Here is an 18360-nt window from a genome sequence, read left to right on the forward strand (position 1 = left end):
GGTGAGGGCCCCGGGTACCCGCGCGGGGCTGAACTGGCAGGCGTCGGTGCCCGAACCGCCAGCGGGGACGGCGACGGTCACGCCCGAGGCGACGGCGTTCGTCACGGCCTGGTCGACGGCGTCGCTGGCGGAACCGCCCCAGCCCAACAGGGCCACGGCGGGCTTGCCCGCCGCGTCCTGGGCGACCCAGTCGATGGCCTGCACCAGATCGGCGGTGGTGCCGCTGCCGTCGCAGTCCAGCGCCCGCACCGACACGACGGTCGCCTTCTTCGCCACCCCATAGGAAGCGCCCGCGGCGATGCTGGCCAGGGCGGTGCCGTCGCCGTTGCAGTCCGAGGCGTCGTCGTCGCCATCGACGAAGTCGGGGCCCGACACGGCGCGCCCCGCGAAATCGTTGTGGCTGAAGCGAACCCCAGTGTCGACGACGTAGATCGTGACGCCCTCGCCAGCGGAGTCGGGGTAGGTGAACTGGCCGTCCAGCGGCAGCCCCCGCTGGTCGATGCGGTCGAGCGCGAGGTTCGCGGGCGGTTCGGCGGCCGCGGCCGAGCGGGAGGAAAGGTCGACGGGGGTCGTGGCTGCCTGGGTGGTGGCCGCGGCGAGGGCGGTGGCCGCGAGGAGGGCGAGGGCGAGGCGGGGCATCGAGGGGCTCCTGTCCGAGGGGCGACGGAGGGTTATGTGACTGTATCGATGCCTAGGGGTTGTCCGCAATGGTCGGAAGCGTCAGGTGGACCTTGGTGCCCGCCTTGACTCGGCTCTCCAACCAGACTCGGCCGCCGTGCGCCCTGACGATCGAGTCGACTATTGATAGCCCGAGACCCGAGCCGCCCGTGGCGCGGGAGCGGGAGGGGTCGACGCGGTAGAGGCGGTCGAAGACCTTGTCGCGGTGTTCGGGCGCGATGCCGGGGCCGTCGTCGGCGACCGTCAGCCAGGCGAAGCCGTCCTCGCGGGACACCGACACCGAGATCCTGGTGCCCTCGGGGGTGTGCTGACGGATGTTGCCCAGCAGGTTGCCCACCACCTGGTGCAGGCGGGAGGCGTTGGCGCTCACCATGACGCCGTCGGTGATGTGGGTGGTGACGGGGCGGGTGGGGTCGACGATGCGGGCGTCCTCGGCGCAGTCGTTGGCCAGTATGGACAGATCGCAGGGCGCGCGGTCGTCGACGGTCTCCTGGTCGAGGCGGGCCAACAGCAGCAGGTCGTCCACGAGGCTGGCCATCCGCTTGTTCTCGGCGCGGATGCGGCTCATCGCGCGGTCCAGGTCGGGGCCCGGCGGGGCGCCGCCCGACTCGTACAGCTCGGTGTAGCCGCTCACCGTGGCCAGCGGGGTGCGCAGCTCGTGGGAGGCGTCGGCGATGAAGGCGCGCAGGCGATTGCGCTCGGCCTCGCGCTGCGACAGGGCACGTACCAGTTTGGACACCATGATGTTGAGCGCCTTGGCGAGGTGGCCGAGTTCCCCCTGGCCGCCGCGCACCGAGGCGCGGCGCTCCAGGTCGCCGTCGGCGATGGCGGTGGCCGCGGCGACCATGTCGTCGACGGGGCGCAGGCCGCGTCGGGTGATCCACCAGGCCGCCAGCGCCCCCAGCGAGGCGATGGCCAGCACCGTCAGCACCATCGTGTTGATGAGGCGGTTGCGGACGGTCACCACCTCGTTGAGCGGTGCGGCCACCGCGAACAGGTATTCCGCCGAGCCCGCGGGCGTCAGGGCCTTGACGCGGTGCACCAGCATCCGATAGTCGAAGGTGCCGTCGGCGGAGGGGACGGTCTGGATGCTCTTGTGGGGCACCAAGCGTTTCGGCCAGGCGGGGGCGCTGAGCAGGTCGCCGGAGTAACCCGCGGAGACCTCCTTGACCACGTCCCCCGCCAGCGTGGTCGTCCGCGTCGCGAAGGCCTGGTACAGGATGTCCTGGCGGGTGGAGCGGATGCCCTCCCCCGACTTCTCCGTGATGATGCCCGCCTCGGAGGACTGACTGTCGAGGTTCGGCCCCGCGAGGCTGCGGCGGAGCTGGTCGTCGACGCGGTCGATCATGTCGGCGGTGACCGTGCTGATGGCTATGGCGCCGATGCCCACCGTGGCCAGGCACAGCAGACCCGCGGTGGCGAGGACCAGGCGGGACTTCAGGGTCACGAATCCTGCCCCCTCGGGGTGCGCAGCACGTACCCCACCCCGCGCACCGTGTGGATCAGGCGGGGGCCGTGGGTCTCCAGCTTGCGCCGCAGGTACGAGATGTACGTCTCCACAAGGGACGTGTCGGTGTCGAAGGCGATGCCCCACACCTGTTGCAGCAGCTCGGTGCGGGACGACACCCTGTCGACGCCCGCGATCAGGTGGCGCAGCAGCCGGAACTCGGTGGGGGACAGGTCGATCTCCTCGCCGCCCCGCCACACCTGGTGCGACCGTCCATCCAGGACGAGATTGTCGACGGCGAGGCGGTCGGCGGCGGCGTCGCGGACGTCGGCGGTGCGGCGCAGCACCGCGTCGATGCGCAGCCGCAGCTCCTCCAGGCGAAACGGCTTGGTGACGTAGTCGTCGCCTCCCGCCAGGAAGCCGTCGCGGACGTCGGCGGGGTTGTCGCGGGCGGTCAGGAAGATCACGCCCGTGCGGTCGAAGGCGGCGCGCATCCGCGTGGCGACGGCGAAGCCGCTCAGGTCGGGGAGGTTGACGTCGAGGACCACCAGGTCGGGGTGGAGCGCGTCGATGGCCTCGATCGCGGCGGTGCCCGAGCGGGCCAGGTGGACGTCGTAACCCGTGAAGGTCAAGGCGTCCAGCAACATTCCCGACAGCAGCTCCTCGTCCTCCACCACGAGCAGGCGGGCGGGGCCGCCCTCGCGGCGGGGGTGGACGGAGGGGTCCGCGGGCGATGTCATGACATCCATGGTGGGAGCCTCCCGCACGGAGTTGAGGGGTGCCTGTGCGCTCCATGGGAGTTGGGTGGGAATCGGCCGTGCGGTCTTCCGCGCGGCGGTTCGGAGGTGCTTGTCTGGGGATTCACCAGCGCTGGTGGACCATCCATCCAATCACGACCAATCCAGGGATTTGCATGAGTGTTGCATTTCGGGGCCTGAGAAACGTGCTCCGCAACAAGATCAGGACATCCGCTGTCGTGCTCGTCCTGGCGGTGGCCATCGGCCTGGCGCTGTCGCTGCTGGTGGCCAACCTGGCCGTCAGCGACAAGCTCGACACGCTGCGCGCCGACCTGGACACCAGGATCACCGCGCACCCGGGCGTCGCCATGGGCGGCAACGACGGCAACAAGGGCGGGGGCCCGAACAACAAGAGCGATCAAAAGAGCGCCCAGGCCGCCAACCTCACCGCCGACCAGCTGGCCAAGGTGAAGAAGCTGGACCACGTGGCCTCCGCCGACGCGTTCGTGTCGGGCAGTCTGACGCCGAAGGACGCCAAGGACGACTCGGACGGCAAGGCGGGCGGGCCGCACCTGGAACTTCGGGGAGACGCCAACGGCGCCAACGGTTCCACCGATCTGAAATCAGACCTGACCGCCCAGGACTTCGGCGCGCCCGCCAAGGCGACGGGCTCGTTCCCCATCAACGTCACGGGCGTGGAGGGCGACCGCGACAGTTTCGGCAACAAGTACGACATCACCTCGGGACGGATGCTCAAGGCCTCCGACGACCGGGGAGCGGTGCTCAGCGAGCAGATGGCCAAGCACAACCACCTCAAGGTGGGCGACACGTTCTCCGCGTACGGCAAGACCTTCACCGTCGTCGGCATCGCCAAGACCGCGTCCAAATTCGACAACGTGAGTGTCGTGATGCGCGCCGAGACCATCCAGGACCTCGGCGACGTCGACGGCTACACCTCGATCTCGGCGACCGCCGACGACCCGAAGAACGTCGACGCCGTCGTCGACGACATGCAGGACCTGCTGGGCAAGGCCGTCCAGGTGGAGTCCGGCTCGGGAGCGGCGCTGGACGCGGTCAACGACCTGGAGACCGTCTCCGAGATGTCGTGGATCGGGTTCCTCGTGGCGCTGGGCTGCGCGGCCGTGGTGGTGTTCTTCACCCTGACCATGACGGTGCGGGAGCGCCGCAAGGAGGTCGGCGTGCTCAAGGCCATCGGCGGCACCAACCGCGGCGTCATCACCCAGTTCGTCGCCGAGTCGGTGACGCTCGTGGTGGGTGCCGCGGTGCTGGGGCTGGGAGTGGCCACGCTGGCGGCCAGCGCGCTGACGAATGTGTTGGTGCACAGCAATGTCGGCGACGGCGGCTCCAACGGCAAGGGGGGAGCCGCGGGCCCCGTCCTGGCCAGGATGGGCCCCGACGGTCCACATCGGGTGAAGACCGCCGCCGACCTGGTCGGCAACGTCGCCGCCAGCCTCGGCCCGCAGACCCTGCTGTGGGGTGCCGCGGTGGTGCTGGCCATCGCGATCGCGGGCAGCGCCATTCCCGCGTGGCTGATCGCCCGCGTCCGTCCCGCCGAAGTACTGCGAGGAGAGTAGACATGTTGCGAGTCAACGACGTCAGCAAGCATTTCCGTTCGGCGGGCGGCAAGGTGGCCGCGGTCGACGGCGTGAGTTTCGAGATACCCGACGGCGCGTTCGCGTCCATTGTGGGCTCAAGTGGCAGCGGCAAGTCCACCCTCCTGACGCTGCTGGGGGCGCTGGACGCTCCCACCTCGGGCACCGTCGAGGTCGGCGGCACCGACATCACCCGCCTGTCCAGGCACAAGCAGGTGATCTATCGCCGCAGCCGCATCGGCTTCGTGTTCCAGCAGTACCACCTGGTGCCGAATCTGACGGCGCTGGAGAACGTGATGCTGCCGCTGGAGTTCGCCCGCGTGTGGCCCCGCGAACGCAGACGCCGCGCCACCGAACTGCTGGACACCGTGGGCCTCAACGGTTCGAAGCTCAAGCGGCGCCCGGGGAAGCTTTCGGGCGGCGAACAGCAGCGGGTGTCGATCGCGCGGGCCCTGGCCAACACCCCCGACCTGATCCTGGCCGACGAGCCCACGGGCAATCTCGACTCCCGCAACGGAAAGCGCATCGTCAACCTGCTGGCCGACCTCACCCACTCGATCGGCACCACGGTCGTGGTCGTCACCCACGACCGCTCGGTCGCCAAGCGCGCCGACCTCAAGCTGGCCATGAGGGACGGCAAGATCATCCACAACGGCACGAAGACGCAGCTGACGACGAGCGTCGACATCGACGACGAGTCCGACGAGGAACTCGACGACGACCTCGACGAGGAGCTCGCCGCCGACGCATAGACCTCACTCATCTCACCCTGTGGCCCCGCGCGCCGCGTCCTTCGCGCGCGGGGCCACCCTCCCGTGCGGTGACGTGACCGACCCCGCGCCGCGTCGCCGCCCCCACCCGCGGTCCGACGCGAGGACGTAGGCTCGCAGTCGTGTCGACTGAGATCGCCGAAATCCTGCAGCGAGGCGCCGACGGCGGGCGCATCAGCACCGAAGAAGCGCTGCTGCTTTACACCGACGCCCCGTTCCACGCGCTCGGCGAGGCCGCCGACGCGGTGCGGCGCCGCCGCTACCCCGACGGCATCGTCACCTACCTGATCGACCGCAACATCAACTACACCAACGTGTGCGTCACGGCCTGCAAGTTCTGCGCGTTCTATCGCGCGCCGAAGCACGCCGAGGGCTGGAGCCACGACAACGCCGAGATCCTGCGGCGCTGCGCCGAGGCCGTCGACCTCGGCGCCACCCAGGTGATGCTCCAGGGCGGGCACCACCCCGAGTTCGGCGTGGAGTACTACGAGGAGCTGTTCGGCACGGTGAAGCGGGAGTTCCCGCAGCTGGCGATCCACTCGATCGGGCCCTCGGAGATCGGGCACATGGCCAAGGTGTCCAACGTATCCATACAGGACGCGATCACGCGGATCAAGGCCGCGGGTCTCGACTCGATCGCGGGGGCGGGCGCCGAGATGCTCCCCGAGCGGCCCCGCAAGGCCCTGGCCCCGCTGAAGGAGTCGGGCGAGCGCTGGTGCGAGATCATGGAGACCGCCCACGGCCTCGGCCTGGAATCCACCGCCACCATGATGATGGGCACGGGCGAGACCAACGCCGAGCGCATCGAGCACCTGCGGATGATCCGCGACGTCCACGACCGCACCAAGGGCTTCCGCGCCTTCATCCCCTGGACCTACCAGCCCGAGAACAACCACCTCAAGGGCCGCACCCAGGCCACGGTCAACGAGTACCTGCGCCTGCTGGCGGTGGCCCGCCTGTACTTCAACGAGATCGCCCACCTTCAGTCCTCCTGGCTCACCACGGGCAAGGCCGCGGGCCAGGTGTCGCTGCACATGGGCGTCGACGACCTCGGCTCGATCATGCTGGAGGAGAACGTGATCTCCTCGGCGGGCGCGCGCCACCGCTCCAACCTGCACGACCTGATCGACCTGATCCGCACGGCGGGAAGGATTCCCGCGCAGCGCAACACCCTCTACGAGCACCTGTCGGTCCACTGGACCCCCGACGACGACCCCACCGACGCGCGGGTCCGCTCCCACGTGTCGTCCATCGCGCTGCCGCTGGCGGAGGCGCGTTAATTCGACGGCGCCTTGCGCATTCTACTAGATAACTAGTAGAATGCTGGTATGGCCATTGTGAGACCGTCATCGGGCGAAACCGTCACGGTAACCGAGCTGAATCAGCAGACCTCGGCACTGATTCGACGGATCAAGGATGGCGAAGTCCTGTCCATCACCGAACGCGGTCATATCGTGGCGTTCCTAACACCCCCGCCGCCCTCCGTGACTGGTAACCCTCAAATCGACCGGCTTATCGCCGAGGGTCGTCTGGTTCCGCAAGCGGTGCCCGGCACGGTCCTCGATTTGTTGCCGATGCCAATGGACAACGACCAGGGCTTTTCACTGGCAGACGCCGTCATCGATGAACGGAATCGGGATTAGATGGGCCTGATCTATCTCGACACGTCGGCGGCGGCAAAGCTTGTCCACACCGAAAGCGAATCGGCTGCTCTGGGAACGTATCTCGTCGAGCGCATTCAAAGTGTGCTGGCCTCGTCCACATTGCTGTATCCGGAACTCGTCAGGGCGGTCAGCCGCCATCGACCGCAGTTGCGCCCACGCGCGGTGGCTCTCATGCAGCGCATCATGACCGTTCCGATGGACTGGGACATCGTGACGAGTTCGGCCACCATCGGCACGCCAATGTTGCGCACATTGGACGCATTGCACCTGGCGACGGCCACAAGCATCAAGGACGAATTGGACGCGTTTGTGAGTTATGACAAGCGCTTGTGCGATGCGGCGCTCGAAGTCGGTATGACGGTAGATTCGCCCGCCTGACGGGACCCCGACGACGACCCGACCGACGCGCGGTTGCGTTCGGACATGTCGTCCATCGCGCTGCCGCAGGTGGAGACGCGCCAGACGACTGTGCGGGAATCACTCGGTTACGAACCGTGACCCTCTGATGAACGGTGGACCAGGTCTGGTCTCGTATGCTGCGAGTGTGACGTACGTGGTGAACATTCACGAGGCGAAGACTCAGTTGTCGCGTCTGATTGAGCGCGTCTCCACAGGGGAGCACATTGTCATTTCCGAGGCTGGCATGCCTGTCGCGGACCTGGTGCCACATGCGGAGTCTCCAGTGACGTTCGGGGGCCTCAAGGGACAACTGTCCTATAATGACAGTGCGTTCGATGTAGACCCCGATATTCAGCGAATGTTCTATGGGGACGACGGTGCTACTGCTTGACAGCCAGGTCGTACTCTGGCTGACGCAGTCCGCGGCTTGGCGCGAGGGCCCGTGAAGCTTGGCCTCGTGCTCAAAGCGTCCCTCGACACGCCTCTCGGCGGGTGCGCTGACACGTTCAAAGACGGGCTGCTGACACATTGACGCCACCGCGCGACCGGGCGGCGGGTTGGCGCGTCCAAGTCACATGTGGAAGTGGGGCGCGAAGCCGCTGCTGGTCGCCGCCGTGGTGTTGGCCGTGGTGGCGGGACTGGCGGCGTGGTGGTGGACCCGTCCGCCGTTGCGGGTGAGCCCGCAGGAGCTGGGGATGAGCCTGAGCGTGCCCGCCGTGGCCGCCGAGACCGACGATTCGGTGACCCTGGACGACACCGCGCGGCGCGGCGTCACCGTCGATCCCGTGATCACCAACCACACGGGCTGGGCGCTGCCCGACGCGACCGTCACGCTGTCGATGTCGTCGGCGAGCTGGAAGTGGGCGGGCTTCGACTACAACGTCGACGCCTGCGCCGTCGACCGCCCCGAGCAGGAGTCGTCGCGCAAGGCCTGCCAGGCCGATTATCGGCGCCAGCTCCAGGTGGCGCGGGACGGCAGGAGCGCCACCATCGCCAAGGTGCTGGCCTCGGGGCGCCACCGCTTCGGCAGCGGGCTGTACCTGGTGGCCAAGGATCCCGCGTCCTCGCCGAAGGCGCTCGCCAACGTCGCCAACCACCAACGCGAATCCACCGTGGAGATTCGCGCGACCCTGACCGTCGGCGGGGCGACCGTCACCACCCAGGCGAGGGTGCCCGTGCTGCCCAACCGCCTGGCGCGCACCATATCCACCGACCTGCCCGCGACGGTGACGACCGACGGCGACGGGCCGCTGGACACCGACTTCTCCGTGGTGCTCGGCGACGACTTCGGCGGCCGCGCCGACAGGGCCGTCGTGAAACTCACGGGCGACGGCCTCGCCCCCGCCGCGGGCCAGGACTGCCGCCACCGGGCCCGCGGCGCGGCCGGACTGACCTGCACCATCACCGTGCGCCGCGGGTGGCCCGTCATGCTGCGCTTCCACGCGCACGCCGACGGCGACCCGTCCCGGCTCAAGGCCCGCGGATTCGGCGCCAGCGTGTGGGTCTACGCCTACTCCCACGGTCGGCCGCTGCGCGACGGCCCCAACGCCGAGGCCGAGCTGCGCGCCAGGGTGAAGGTCACCCGTTGAGCCGGGCGCGGACGCCGCGCCGCGATGCTGTGCGAGGCTGAACAGGTGACCCGAGCTTCACTTGACAAGGACCCCAGCGAGGTCGCGGCGATGTTCGACGGCGTCGCCGCCGGCTACGACCGCATGAACACCGTGATGTCGCTGGGCATGGACCGCCACTGGCGCTCCGAGGTCCGCAAGGCACTGGGCCTGAAGGTGGGGGAGCGGTGCCTGGATCTCGGCGCGGGGTCGGGCGTGTCTACTCAGGAGCTTTCTCGGTCGGGGGCGTGGGTGGTGGGCGCCGACATCTCGCTGGGGATGCTGTCGGTGGGCCGCGGCCGCGGCGTGCCGCTGGTGGGGGCCGACGCGTTGTCGCTGCCGTTCGCCGACGAGTCGTTCGAGGCGGCGACGATCTCGTTCGCGATCCGCAACGTCCCCGACGTGGATCGGGTGCTGCGCGAGATGCTGCGGGTGTTGAGGCCCGCGGGCCGACTGGTGGTGTGCGAGTTCTCCACCCCCACCTGGCATCCTTTTAGGACTGTCTACATGGAGTACGTGATGCGTGGCTTCCCGCTGCTGGCCCAGCGGCTGTCGTCCAACCCCGAGGCGTACGTGTACCTCGCCGAGTCGGTGCGAGCGTGGCCCGCCCAGCCCGACTTCGCCGCCCAGATCCAGCGGGCGGGGTTCGAGGCCGTGGCCTGGCGCAACTTCGTCGGCGGCGCCGTGGCGCTGCACCGCGGCACGAAACCGTCGCTATAGGACGAGGTTTCGCGCCACCGTCCACGCCACCGCGACCGCCAGCACCGCCGCGACGCCGATTCTCGGCACCCGCAGCCGCCAGCGGCGTCCCCGAAACCCCTCCCAGGTCCAGCGGCCGTAGGCGGCCAGCAGCGCGGGCGCCGCCAACAGCAGCACCGCGTTGTCCCGCCAGGCGGCCGAAAGGTTGCCGTGCAACAGGTCGAAGGCCATCCGGGTCCCGCCGCACGCGGGACAGTCCAGCCCCGTGGCCAGGTGGAACACGCACGGCACCATCACCTGCGAGGCGTCGTGCGGGTTGTGTCCCCACAGGTAGGCCAGCCCCGCCACGCCCAGCGCCGCCACGGCCGCGGGCGCCGCCGCGGGATGCCGCCGCGAAGGGGCGGGGAGGGGAACGGCGCCGGTCATTGCTGCCTCAGGATCCGGCCCTCGGCGTCGGTGACGTCGTTGCTGGTGAGGATCATGATCCCGTCGATCAGCGCCCAGATTCCGCAGCCGCCGCAGGTGAACAGCTGGGCCAGCGCCATACCCGTGTGCCCCGTGTAGAAGCGTCCGACCCCGAAGTGCCCCAGGAAGAGTTGCAGCAGGCCCGCCACCAGCTTCGTCTTGTCGGACAGCGGCCGCCCGTACTGGTCGACGGTCGGGTACGCGGGCTGTTGGTAATGCGGCGGTTGTTGCTGGCCGTACGGGTCTTGCGGGTAGGTCATCGGTGGCTCGATCCTGCGATGTGGATGGTGAGGGGGTCAGGGTAGTTCACCGTGCGTGGTCCCGCTCCCGCTCCATCGCAAGTTAGGTTGCCCTAATCGCCCATGGGCGAAGGGACAAGTCCTAGACTGCACAACGGACAACCCTTGTGAATGCATTCACAAGCCTCAAATTCGGCAGCTACCAGCCCAAACGTAGCCAAAATCCCATAAAAATCCGTCATCGCGAGGACCACGTGCCCAGCAGTCTCCAACAGTCCGCCGACGCCGACGTCATCGTCGTTGGCGCGGGTCCTGGTGGCTCGGCGACCGCCTACCACCTGGCCAGCCACGGCCTGTCCGTCCTGTTGCTGGAAAAGACCGAATTCCCGCGCGAGAAGGTGTGCGGGGACGGCCTGACGCCGAAGTCGGTGCAGCAGCTGATCCGGATGGGAATCGACACCAGCCCCGAGGCGGGTTGGTTGCGCAACAAGGGTCTTCGGGTGGTGGCCGGGGACGTCAAGCTCGAGCTCGACTGGCCCACTTTGGACAGTTACCCGAACTACGGTCTCACCCGCACCCGCCTGGACTTCGACGACGTGCTGGCCCAGCGCGCCGTCTCCGCCGGTGCCATCCTGCGCACCAACACCACCGTCACCGAGCCGATCCTCGACCGCGCCGGGCGCGTGAGCGGCGTCAAGGCCACCGTGGGCGGCGACAACGAGCCCGTGGAGTACCGGGCGCCGCTGGTCGTGGCCTGCGACGGGGTGTCCTCCCGCCTCGCCCTGGCCCTGGGAATCACCAAGCGCGACGACCGTCCACTGGGGGTCGCGGTCCGCCGCTATTACTACTGTGCCGAGAAACACGACGACCAGTACCTGGAATCGTGGCTGCAGCTGGCCAGCGCGTCCAACCCCAACATCCTGCTGCCGGGCTACGGCTGGATCTTCGGCCTGGGCGACGGACGGGTCAACGTCGGCCTCGGCGTCCTGAACTCCTCGGCCGCCTTCGGCAAGACCAACTACCGCAACCTGCTGGTCGACTGGCTGGGCGCCACCCCCGAGGAATGGGGAATGCGCGACGAGTCCAATGCGGACGGACCGATCCGCGGCGCGGCGCTTCCCATGGGCTTCAACCGGGTCCCGCACTACAGCCGCGGGATGATGCTCGTCGGCGACTCCGGCGGCATGGTCAATCCCTTCAACGGCGAGGGGATCGCCTACGCCATGGAGTCCGGCGAGATGGCCGCCCGCTACGCCTTCGACGCCCTGAGCAGCCCCGCCGGTCCCCGGCGCGAGGCGATCCTGCGCGGATACCCGGCCGCGCTGTCGCAGCGATTCGGCGGGTACTACCGTCTGGGCGATGTGTTCGTCAAGTTGATCGGCAATCCCACGGTGATGAAGCTGTGCACCCAACACGGCCTGAAGCATCCGACCCTGATGCGCTTCGTCCTGAAGCTGTTGGCGGGGTTGACCGACCCGCGCGGCGGGGACGTCTCCGACAAGGTAATCAACGGACTGTCGAAGGTGGCGCCTGCAGTATGAACCCCCACCCACCACTTAAGGTGATCACCATGTGCGCGAGAAGTAGGCGATAAGGGATGGAACTGTACACACCGATCGTGGTGTTGTTCGCGATCGCGACGGCCTTCGCGGTGTTCTCCGTGGCGCTCGCCGCGCCGATGGCCGGGCCGAAGCGCAAGAACAAGGCCAAGTCCGAGGCCTACGAGTGCGGCATCGAGCCCACCCCGAAGGCGCCCGGTGGCGGCAAGTTCCCGATCAAGTTCTACCTCACGGCGATGATCTTCATCGTCTTCGACATCGAGATCATCTTCCTGTACCCGTGGGCGGTGGCCTTCGACTCGCTGGGGATGTTCGGCTTCGTCGAGATGGTGTTGTTCATCGTCACCGTATTCATCGCCTACGCCTACGTGTGGCGGCGCGGCGGATTGGACTGGGACTAATGGGTATCGAGGAGAAACTCCCCAACGGCATTCTGCTGACCACAGTGGAGAAACTGGTCAACTGGACCCGCAAGGCGTCCTTCTGGCCCGCCACCTTCGGTCTGGCCTGCTGCGCCATCGAGATGATGGCCACCGGCGCGGCGCGCTACGACACCGCGCGCTTCGGCATGGAGGTGTTCCGCGCCTCCCCGCGCCAGGCCGACCTGATGATCGTGGCCGGACGGGTGAGCCAGAAGATGGCGCCCGTGCTGCGCCAGGTCTACGACCAGATGTCGGAGCCCAAGTGGGTGCTGTCGATGGGCGTGTGCGCCTCGTCCGGCGGCATGTTCAACAACTACGCGATCGTGCAGGGCGTCGACCACGTCGTGCCCGTCGACATCTACCTGCCCGGCTGCCCCCCGCGCCCCGAGATGCTGCTGGACGCGATCCTGAAGCTGCACGACAAGATCATGCACGAGCCGCTGGGCGAGAAGCGCCGCGAGCAGCTGGAGAAGCTCGACCCGCCGCTGGTCAAGCCCGGATCGATGCCGTCCAGCTACTTCTACAACAAGAAGAAGGCCGCGCAGTGGCGCGAGGCCGCCAAGACCGGAACGACCGAACAGCTGCGCATCAAGAACTGGATGGGCGAGCGCGGGGTGAAGGTGGACTGATGAGTGACACTGAGGACAAGGGACTGTTCGGCGTCAGCGGCACCGGCGACACCTCCGGCTTCGGCGGGCTGGTGCGCGCCGACCCGCTGGCGACCGTGGTGTCCACACCGGAGCCCTACGGCGAGTACTTCGACGAGGTCGTCGCCACCCTGAAGAACGCCGCCGGCGACGAGGTGGTGCGCGCCGTCGTCGTCGACCGCGGCGAGCTGACCATTCACGTCGCGCCCGACCGGGTCAAAGAGGTCTGCAGGCTGATGCGCGACGACGAGGCGCTGCGCTTCGAGCTGTGCAACAGCGTGTCCGGTGTGGACTATCTGGAGCGTGTCGACCGCCTCCACGTCGTGTACCACCTGACGTCCATGACCTACCGGCGCCGCGTGCGGCTGGAAACCGGTGTGAGCGTGGACAACCCGCACCTGCCCAGCGTCACGGAGGTGTACCCCACCGCCGACTGGCAGGAACGCGAAACCTACGACATGTTCGGGATCGTCTTCGACGGCCACCCCAACCTGACCCGCATCCTCATGCCGGATGACTGGGAGGGGTACCCGCAGCGCAAGGACTACCCCCTGGGCGGAATCCCGGTGGAGTACAAGAACGACGCCGAGATCGCGCCTCCCGATGAACGGAGGGCCTACAAATGACGGACACCAACGAGAAGACCGACACCACCGACGCCTACGCGGAATCCCGCGACACCACCGAGGGCAAGGTCTTCACCGTCACCGGCGGCGACTGGGACACCGTGGTCGGCGGGCACGACCCGATCAACGACGAGAAGCTCGTGGTCAACCTCGGCCCGCAACACCCCTCCACCCACGGCGTGCTGCGCATGGTCGTGGAGATGGAGGGCGAGACCGTCCGGGAACTGCGCCCCGTCGTGGGCTACCTGCACACCGGCATCGAGAAGAACACCGAGTTCCGCACCTGGACCCAGGGCTCGACCTTCGTCACCCGCGCCGACTACCTGGCGCCGATCTTCAACGAGACCGCCTACTGCCTGGCGGTCGAGAAGCTGTTGGGCGTCGAGGTTCCCGAGCGCGCCAACACGATCCGCGTGATCATGATGGAGCTCAACCGGATCGCCTCCCACCTGGTGTGGCTGGCCACCACCGGCATGGAGCTCGGCGCGCTGTCCATGATGATCTACGGATTCCGCGAGCGCGAACACATCCTCGACATCTTCGAGGCCGCCAGCGGGCTGCGGATGAACATGGCGTACGTCCGCCCCGGCGGCGTCTCCCAGGACCTCGGCGACGACGCCATCGAACAGATCAACGACTTCCTGTCCTACATGCCCGCCCGCGTCAAGGAATACGAGCGGCTGCTGTCGGACAACGCGATCTGGCAGGAACGCACCCAGGGCATCGGCTACCTGGACGTGTCGGGCTGCATGGCGCTGGGCGTCACCGGCCCGGTGCTGCGCTCGGCCGGCCTCGGCTGGGACCTGCGCAAGACCATGCCGTACTGCGGTTACGAGACCTACGACTTCGACGTCGCCACCCACACCGGCGGCGACGTGTGGGGCCGCTACATGGTGCGCCTGGAGGAGATCCGCCAGAGCCTGCGCATCGTCACCCAGGCCATGGGGCGGCTCGAACCCGGACCCACCATGGTGGAGGACAAGAAGATCGCCTGGCCCGCCCAGCTTTCGGTGGGCGGCGACGGCCTCGGCAACTCGCTGGCCCACGTCCGCCACATCATGGGCCAGTCCATGGAATCGCTCATCCACCACTTCAAGCTCGTGACCGAGGGCTTCAGGGTCCCGGCCGGTCAGGTGTACGTGCCCATCGAGGCGCCGCGCGGCGAGCTCGGCGTCCACCTGGTGTCCGACGGCGGAACCCGTCCCTATCGGATGCACATGCGCGAACCCAGTTTCATCAACCTCCAGGCGATCCCGGCGCTGTCCGAAGGCGGACTCCTCGCCGACGTCATCGCCGGAGGCGCATCGCTCGACCCGGTTATGGGAGGCTGCGACCGGTAATGTCCTATTCGGAGGAAGTGCGCGAGCAGGCGCGCGAGATCATCGCCCGATACCCCGAAGGCAGGCAGCGCTCGGCGCTGCTTCCCATGCTGCACCTGGTGCAGAGCGTCGACGGCTACGTCACGCCCGAGGGCATCGCCTTTTGCGCCGAGACCATCGGCATCACCAAGGCCCAGGTGGCCGCGGTGTCCACGTTCTACACCATGTACAAGCGCGAGGCGACCGGCGACTTCCTGGTCAGCGTGTGCACCAACACCCTGTGCGACGTCATGGGCGGACAGCGGGCCTTCGACGCGCTCAGCGAGTACCTCGAGGTCGGCGACAACGAGACCACCCCCGACGGCAAGATCACCCTCGAACACGCCGAATGCCTGGCCGCGTGCGACTACGCGCCGGTGATGACGGTGAACTACGAGTTCTACGACAAGACCGACCCCGACGCCGCGGTCGCGCTGGCCAAGTCGCTGCAAAACGACGAACGCCCCCGCCCCACCCGGGGCGCCCGGTTGTGCACCCTCAAGGAGCTCTCCAAGCAGCTGGCCGGCTGGGACGAGGACCGTCCCGGAGCCGTGGGCGACACCGCCTCCGGCGACGCCAGCCTCGCCGGGGCCCGCCTGGCCGCCGAGGCCGGCGTCACCGCCGGAACTCCCGACCCGGAAACTCCGCTCATCAAGAAGGAGGACGCCTCGTGAGCCGTCCCTCGCCCGAGGTGCTGGCGAAGCTGACTCCGGTGCTCACCAAGCGCTGGCTGACGCCCGACGCCTGGGACATCGATGTCTACGAACAGCTCGACGGTTACGCCGCGCTGCGCAAGGCGCTGAAGTACACCCCCGACGAGGTCATCTCCTTCATGAAGGAGTCCGGCCACCGGGGACGCGGCGGCGCGGGCTTCCCCACGGGTGTCAAGTGGAGCTTCGTCCCCAAGGAGGACGGCAAGCCCCACTACCTGGTGGTCAACGCCGACGAGGGCGAGCCGGGCACCTGCAAGGACCTGCCCCTCATGATGAACGACCCCCACTCCCTCATCGAGGGCATGATCATCGCCTGCTGGGCCCTGCACAGCCAAAAGGCGTTCATCTACATCCGCGGCGAGGCCGTGCACGCCGCCCGCCGGCTGCGCAACGCCGTGGCGCAGGCCAAGCAGCGCGGCTACCTCGGCAAGAACATCCTCAACTCCGGCATGGACCTCGACATCGTCGTCCACAGTGGCGCCGGTGCCTACATCTGCGGCGAGGAGACGGCGCTTTTGGACTCCCTGGAGGGATTCCGGGGCCAGCCGCGGCTGCGCCCGCCGTTCCCCGCCGCCGCCGGCCTGTACGCCCAGCCCACCAACATCAACAACGTCGGCACCATCGCCTCGGTCCCGCACATCGTCCTGGGCGGCGCCGACTGGTGGAAGTCGCTGGGCAGCGAAAACGCCGCCGGCACCATGATCTACTCGCTGTCGGGCCGGGTGAAGAACCCCGGCCAGTACGAGTGCGGCATGGGCATCACGCTGCGGGAGTTGCTGGAACTGGCCGGCGGCATGGAAGACGGCCACGACCTGAAGTTCTTCACCCCGGGCGGCTCGTCCACCCCGGTGCTGACCGCCGACCACCAGGACGTCCCGCTGGACTTCGACAACGTCGCCAAGGCCGGTTCCATCCTGGGCACCACGGCGCTGATGATCTACTCCGACGCCGACTCGCCGGTCTACTGCGCCTACCGCTGGGTGAAGTTCTACGCCCACGAATCCTGCGGCAAGTGCACCCCCTGCCGCGAGGGCAACTACTGGCTGACCCGCCTGTACAAGCGCATCCTGTCGGGCCAGGGCACCTACGAGGACCTGGACACGCTGCTGGACGCCAGCGAGAACATCAACGGCCGGGCGTTTTGCGCCCTGGGCGACGGCGCCGCCGCGTGCGTCACCTCGTCCATCCAGCACTTCAAACAGGACTACATCGATCTCATCGAGGGCCACCGCCGGCCCTTGCTGGACGCCACGGACCTGGTGGGAGCACATTAGACATGTCTGAAACCGTCACGCTCACCATCGACGGACTCGAGGTGACCGTCCCCAAGGGAACGCTCGTCATCCGGGCCGCCGAGCAGCTCGGCATCGAGATTCCGCGCTTTTGCGACCACCCCCTGCTGGACCCGGTCGGCGCCTGCCGACAGTGCCTCGTGGACGTCGAGGGCCAGCGCAAGCCGCTGGCGTCGTGCACCGCCTCGTGCACCGACGGCATGGTCGTCAAGACGCAGCGCACCTCCCCGGTGGCCGCCAAGGCCCAAAAGGGGAACATGGAGTTCCTGCTGCTCAACCACCCCCTGGACTGCCCGATCTGCGACAAGGGCGGCGAATGCCCGTTGCAGAACCAGGCGATGAGCTCCGGCCGGCCCGAATCGCGTTTCACCGACGGCAAGCGCCAGTTCACCAAGGCGCTGCCGATCTCCGCGCAGGTTCTGCTGGACCGGGAACGCTGCATCCAGTGCGCCCGCTGCACCCGCTTCTCCAGCCAGGTCGCCGGCGACCCGTTCATCGACCTGATGGAACGGTCGTCGTCCGAGCAGATCGGCATCTTCGGCGGCCCCGAGGGGCCCGGAACCGAGGGAGCCGAGGCCGAGGAGTTCTCGTCCTACTTCTCCGGCAACACCATCCAGATCTGCCCCGTGGGCGCGCTGACCGGCACCCAGTACCGGTTCCAGGCCCGCCCCTTCGACCTGATCTCCAGCCCCAGCGTGTGCGAGCACTGCTCCGCGGGCTGTTCCCAGCGCACCGACCACCGCCGCGGCAAGGTGCTGCGCCGCCTCGCCGGCGACGACACCGACGTCAACGCCGAATGGAACTGCGACAAGGGACGCTGGGCCTTCGACTACGTCAACACCGACAACCGGATCCTCACCCCGCTGGTGCGCGGCGGCGACGGCGAACTCCACGAGGCGTCCTGGCCGGACGCGCTGCGGGCCGCCGCGGCCGGGCTGATCAAGGCCAAGGCCGAGGGCGGCGTCGGAGTACTCACCGGCGGACGACTCACCATTGAGGACGCCTACGCGTACTCGAAGTTCGCGCGCCTCGCCCTGGACACCAACGACGTCGACTTCAGGGCCCGGGCCCACTCCGAGGAGGAGGCGAAGTTCCTGGCCCACGCCGTGGCCGGGATCCACCCCGCCTCCGGCGCCGTCACCTACGCCGACGTGGACACCGCGCCGGCCGTGCTGATCGCCGGCCTCGAGACCGAAGAGGAATGCCCCATCCTGTTCCTGCGGCTGCGCAAGGCCAACCGGGACAACGGACTGCGGCCCCACGTGGTGGCGCCGTTCGCCACCAACGGCACCGACAAGTTCGGCGGCCAGCTCATCCCGACCGTCCCCGGCGGGGAGGCCAGCCTGCTGTCCGGCTTCGCCGACGGCGGCGACATGGCCGAACTGCTGCGCGCCACCGGCAGCCTGATCCTCGTCGGCGAGCGAC

At 68.3% G+C, this 18360-nt stretch carries 21 protein-coding genes; 16 read left to right on the forward strand and 5 right to left on the reverse strand.

Annotated elements, in window-relative coordinates; genetic code table 11:
- The 3 genes from VE172_RS14360 to VE172_RS14370 form a co-directional block, all read right to left on the reverse strand.
- On the reverse strand, positions 1-639 hold a 639-nt coding region (locus tag VE172_RS14360), incomplete at its 3' end, for a S8 family peptidase (RefSeq protein ID WP_324802605.1).
- A 52-nt stretch (positions 640-691) separates the two neighbouring features.
- Positions 692-2125 (reverse strand): sensor histidine kinase, encoded by a 1434-nt coding sequence (locus tag VE172_RS14365; protein ID WP_324802606.1) that lies wholly within the window; start codon positions 2123-2125, stop codon positions 692-694.
- On the reverse strand, positions 2122-2865 hold the full coding sequence (locus VE172_RS14370) for a response regulator transcription factor (protein ID WP_324802607.1): 744 nt from the start codon (positions 2863-2865) through the stop codon (positions 2122-2124). Before VE172_RS14370 ends, VE172_RS14365 begins: the two co-directional genes overlap by 4 nt.
- Positions 2866-3038: 173 nt before the next feature.
- On the opposite strand from VE172_RS14370, the gene VE172_RS14375 reads away from it, so the two are divergent.
- The 8 genes from VE172_RS14375 to VE172_RS14410 all read left to right on the forward strand — a co-directional run bounded on the left by VE172_RS14375 (position 3039) and on the right by VE172_RS14410 (position 9635).
- Positions 3039-4457, forward strand: coding sequence for an ABC transporter permease (locus tag VE172_RS14375; RefSeq protein ID WP_324802608.1), 1419 nt, complete (start codon positions 3039-3041; stop codon positions 4455-4457).
- Positions 4458-4459: 2 nt separating this feature from the next.
- Complete coding sequence (locus VE172_RS14380; protein ID WP_324802609.1) at positions 4460-5227, forward strand: ABC transporter ATP-binding protein; 768 nt, start codon at positions 4460-4462, stop codon at positions 5225-5227.
- Between the two features lie 140 nt (positions 5228-5367).
- On the forward strand, positions 5368-6525 hold the full coding sequence (gene mqnC / locus VE172_RS14385) for a cyclic dehypoxanthinyl futalosine synthase (RefSeq protein WP_324802610.1): 1158 nt from the start codon (positions 5368-5370) through the stop codon (positions 6523-6525).
- Between the two features lie 48 nt (positions 6526-6573).
- Positions 6574-6888, forward strand: a complete 315-nt coding sequence (locus tag VE172_RS14390) for a type II toxin-antitoxin system Phd/YefM family antitoxin (protein WP_324802611.1) — start codon at positions 6574-6576, stop codon at positions 6886-6888.
- Positions 6889-7287, forward strand: a complete 399-nt coding sequence (locus VE172_RS14395; protein ID WP_324802612.1) for a type II toxin-antitoxin system VapC family toxin — start codon at positions 6889-6891, stop codon at positions 7285-7287.
- Between the two features lie 166 nt (positions 7288-7453).
- Positions 7454-7699, forward strand: coding sequence for a type II toxin-antitoxin system Phd/YefM family antitoxin (locus VE172_RS14400; protein ID WP_324802613.1), 246 nt, complete (start codon positions 7454-7456; stop codon positions 7697-7699).
- A 184-nt stretch (positions 7700-7883) separates the two neighbouring features.
- On the forward strand, positions 7884-8897 hold the full coding sequence (locus tag VE172_RS14405) for a hypothetical protein (RefSeq protein WP_324802614.1): 1014 nt from the start codon (positions 7884-7886) through the stop codon (positions 8895-8897).
- Between the two features lie 24 nt (positions 8898-8921).
- The gene (locus VE172_RS14410) at positions 8922-9635 is read left to right on the forward strand and encodes a demethylmenaquinone methyltransferase (RefSeq protein ID WP_414715103.1); all 714 of its coding nucleotides are present in this window, start codon (positions 8922-8924) and stop codon (positions 9633-9635) included.
- Here the strand turns inward: VE172_RS14410 and VE172_RS14415 are convergent.
- Positions 9630-10040, reverse strand: a complete 411-nt coding sequence (locus VE172_RS14415; protein WP_324802616.1) for a DUF2752 domain-containing protein — start codon at positions 10038-10040, stop codon at positions 9630-9632. The two genes, VE172_RS14410 and VE172_RS14415, sit on opposite strands and share 6 nt — an antisense overlap.
- A complete protein-coding gene (locus VE172_RS14420; protein WP_324802617.1) occupies positions 10037-10339 on the reverse strand; it encodes a TM2 domain-containing protein in 303 nt (100 codons plus the stop codon). The genes VE172_RS14415 and VE172_RS14420 overlap by 4 nt, the downstream gene beginning before the upstream one ends.
- A gap of 233 nt (positions 10340-10572) precedes the next feature.
- On the opposite strand from VE172_RS14420, the gene VE172_RS14425 reads away from it, so the two are divergent.
- The 8 genes from VE172_RS14425 to VE172_RS14460 all read left to right on the forward strand — a co-directional run.
- On the forward strand, positions 10573-11859 hold the full coding sequence (locus VE172_RS14425) for a geranylgeranyl reductase family protein (RefSeq protein WP_324802618.1): 1287 nt from the start codon (positions 10573-10575) through the stop codon (positions 11857-11859).
- A 56-nt stretch (positions 11860-11915) separates the two neighbouring features.
- Positions 11916-12278 (forward strand): NADH-quinone oxidoreductase subunit A, encoded by a 363-nt coding sequence (locus tag VE172_RS14430; RefSeq protein WP_324802619.1) that lies wholly within the window; start codon positions 11916-11918, stop codon positions 12276-12278.
- Entirely contained in the window at positions 12278-12928 is a 651-nt protein-coding gene (locus VE172_RS14435; RefSeq protein ID WP_324802620.1) for a NuoB/complex I 20 kDa subunit family protein, read from the forward strand. The genes VE172_RS14430 and VE172_RS14435 overlap by 1 nt, the downstream gene beginning before the upstream one ends.
- The gene (locus tag VE172_RS14440) at positions 12928-13572 is read left to right on the forward strand and encodes an NADH-quinone oxidoreductase subunit C (RefSeq protein WP_324802621.1); all 645 of its coding nucleotides are present in this window, start codon (positions 12928-12930) and stop codon (positions 13570-13572) included. The genes VE172_RS14435 and VE172_RS14440 overlap by 1 nt, the downstream gene beginning before the upstream one ends.
- Positions 13569-14912: an NADH-quinone oxidoreductase subunit D gene (locus VE172_RS14445; protein WP_324802622.1), complete on the forward strand. Its 1344-nt coding sequence runs from the start codon at positions 13569-13571 to the stop codon at positions 14910-14912. The genes VE172_RS14440 and VE172_RS14445 overlap by 4 nt, the downstream gene beginning before the upstream one ends.
- Positions 14912-15604, forward strand: coding sequence for an NADH-quinone oxidoreductase subunit NuoE (gene nuoE / locus VE172_RS14450; RefSeq protein ID WP_324802623.1), 693 nt, complete (start codon positions 14912-14914; stop codon positions 15602-15604). Before VE172_RS14445 ends, nuoE begins: the two co-directional genes overlap by 1 nt.
- Positions 15601-16917, forward strand: a complete 1317-nt coding sequence (nuoF, locus tag VE172_RS14455; RefSeq protein WP_324802624.1) for an NADH-quinone oxidoreductase subunit NuoF — start codon at positions 15601-15603, stop codon at positions 16915-16917. Before nuoE ends, nuoF begins: the two co-directional genes overlap by 4 nt.
- A 2-nt stretch (positions 16918-16919) precedes the next feature.
- Positions 16920-18360, forward strand: a 1441-nt coding sequence (locus VE172_RS14460; RefSeq protein ID WP_324802625.1) for an NADH-quinone oxidoreductase subunit G, incomplete at its 3' end; no start/stop codon positions are given.

The organism is Stackebrandtia sp., assembly GCF_035643755.1.
Lineage (GTDB): Bacteria > Actinomycetota > Actinomycetes > Mycobacteriales > Micromonosporaceae > Stackebrandtia.

Bases quoted from the DNA above. Each gene is read 5' to 3' on its own strand.
- VE172_RS14405 (WP_324802614.1), top strand. From the start codon at position 7,884: ATGTGGAAGTGGGGCGCGAAGCCGCTGCTGGTCGCCGCCGTGGTGTTG.
- VE172_RS14415 (WP_324802616.1), bottom strand. From the start codon at position 10,040: ATGACCGGCGCCGTTCCCCTCCCCGCCCCTTCGCGGCGGCATCCCGCG.
- VE172_RS14410 (WP_414715103.1), top strand. From the start codon at position 8,922: ATGCTGTGCGAGGCTGAACAGGTGACCCGAGCTTCACTTGACAAGGAC.
- VE172_RS14370 (WP_324802607.1), bottom strand. From the start codon at position 2,865: ATGACATCGCCCGCGGACCCCTCCGTCCACCCCCGCCGCGAGGGCGGC.
- VE172_RS14390 (WP_324802611.1), top strand. From the start codon at position 6,574: ATGGCCATTGTGAGACCGTCATCGGGCGAAACCGTCACGGTAACCGAG.
- VE172_RS14440 (WP_324802621.1), top strand. From the start codon at position 12,928: ATGAGTGACACTGAGGACAAGGGACTGTTCGGCGTCAGCGGCACCGGC.
- VE172_RS14435 (WP_324802620.1), top strand. From the start codon at position 12,278: ATGGGTATCGAGGAGAAACTCCCCAACGGCATTCTGCTGACCACAGTG.
- VE172_RS14395 (WP_324802612.1), top strand. From the start codon at position 6,889: ATGGGCCTGATCTATCTCGACACGTCGGCGGCGGCAAAGCTTGTCCAC.
- VE172_RS14430 (WP_324802619.1), top strand. From the start codon at position 11,916: ATGGAACTGTACACACCGATCGTGGTGTTGTTCGCGATCGCGACGGCC.
- VE172_RS14380 (WP_324802609.1), top strand. From the start codon at position 4,460: ATGTTGCGAGTCAACGACGTCAGCAAGCATTTCCGTTCGGCGGGCGGC.
- VE172_RS14375 (WP_324802608.1), top strand. From the start codon at position 3,039: ATGAGTGTTGCATTTCGGGGCCTGAGAAACGTGCTCCGCAACAAGATC.
- VE172_RS14420 (WP_324802617.1), bottom strand. From the start codon at position 10,339: ATGACCTACCCGCAAGACCCGTACGGCCAGCAACAACCGCCGCATTAC.
- nuoE (WP_324802623.1), top strand. From the start codon at position 14,912: ATGTCCTATTCGGAGGAAGTGCGCGAGCAGGCGCGCGAGATCATCGCC.
- VE172_RS14445 (WP_324802622.1), top strand. From the start codon at position 13,569: ATGACGGACACCAACGAGAAGACCGACACCACCGACGCCTACGCGGAA.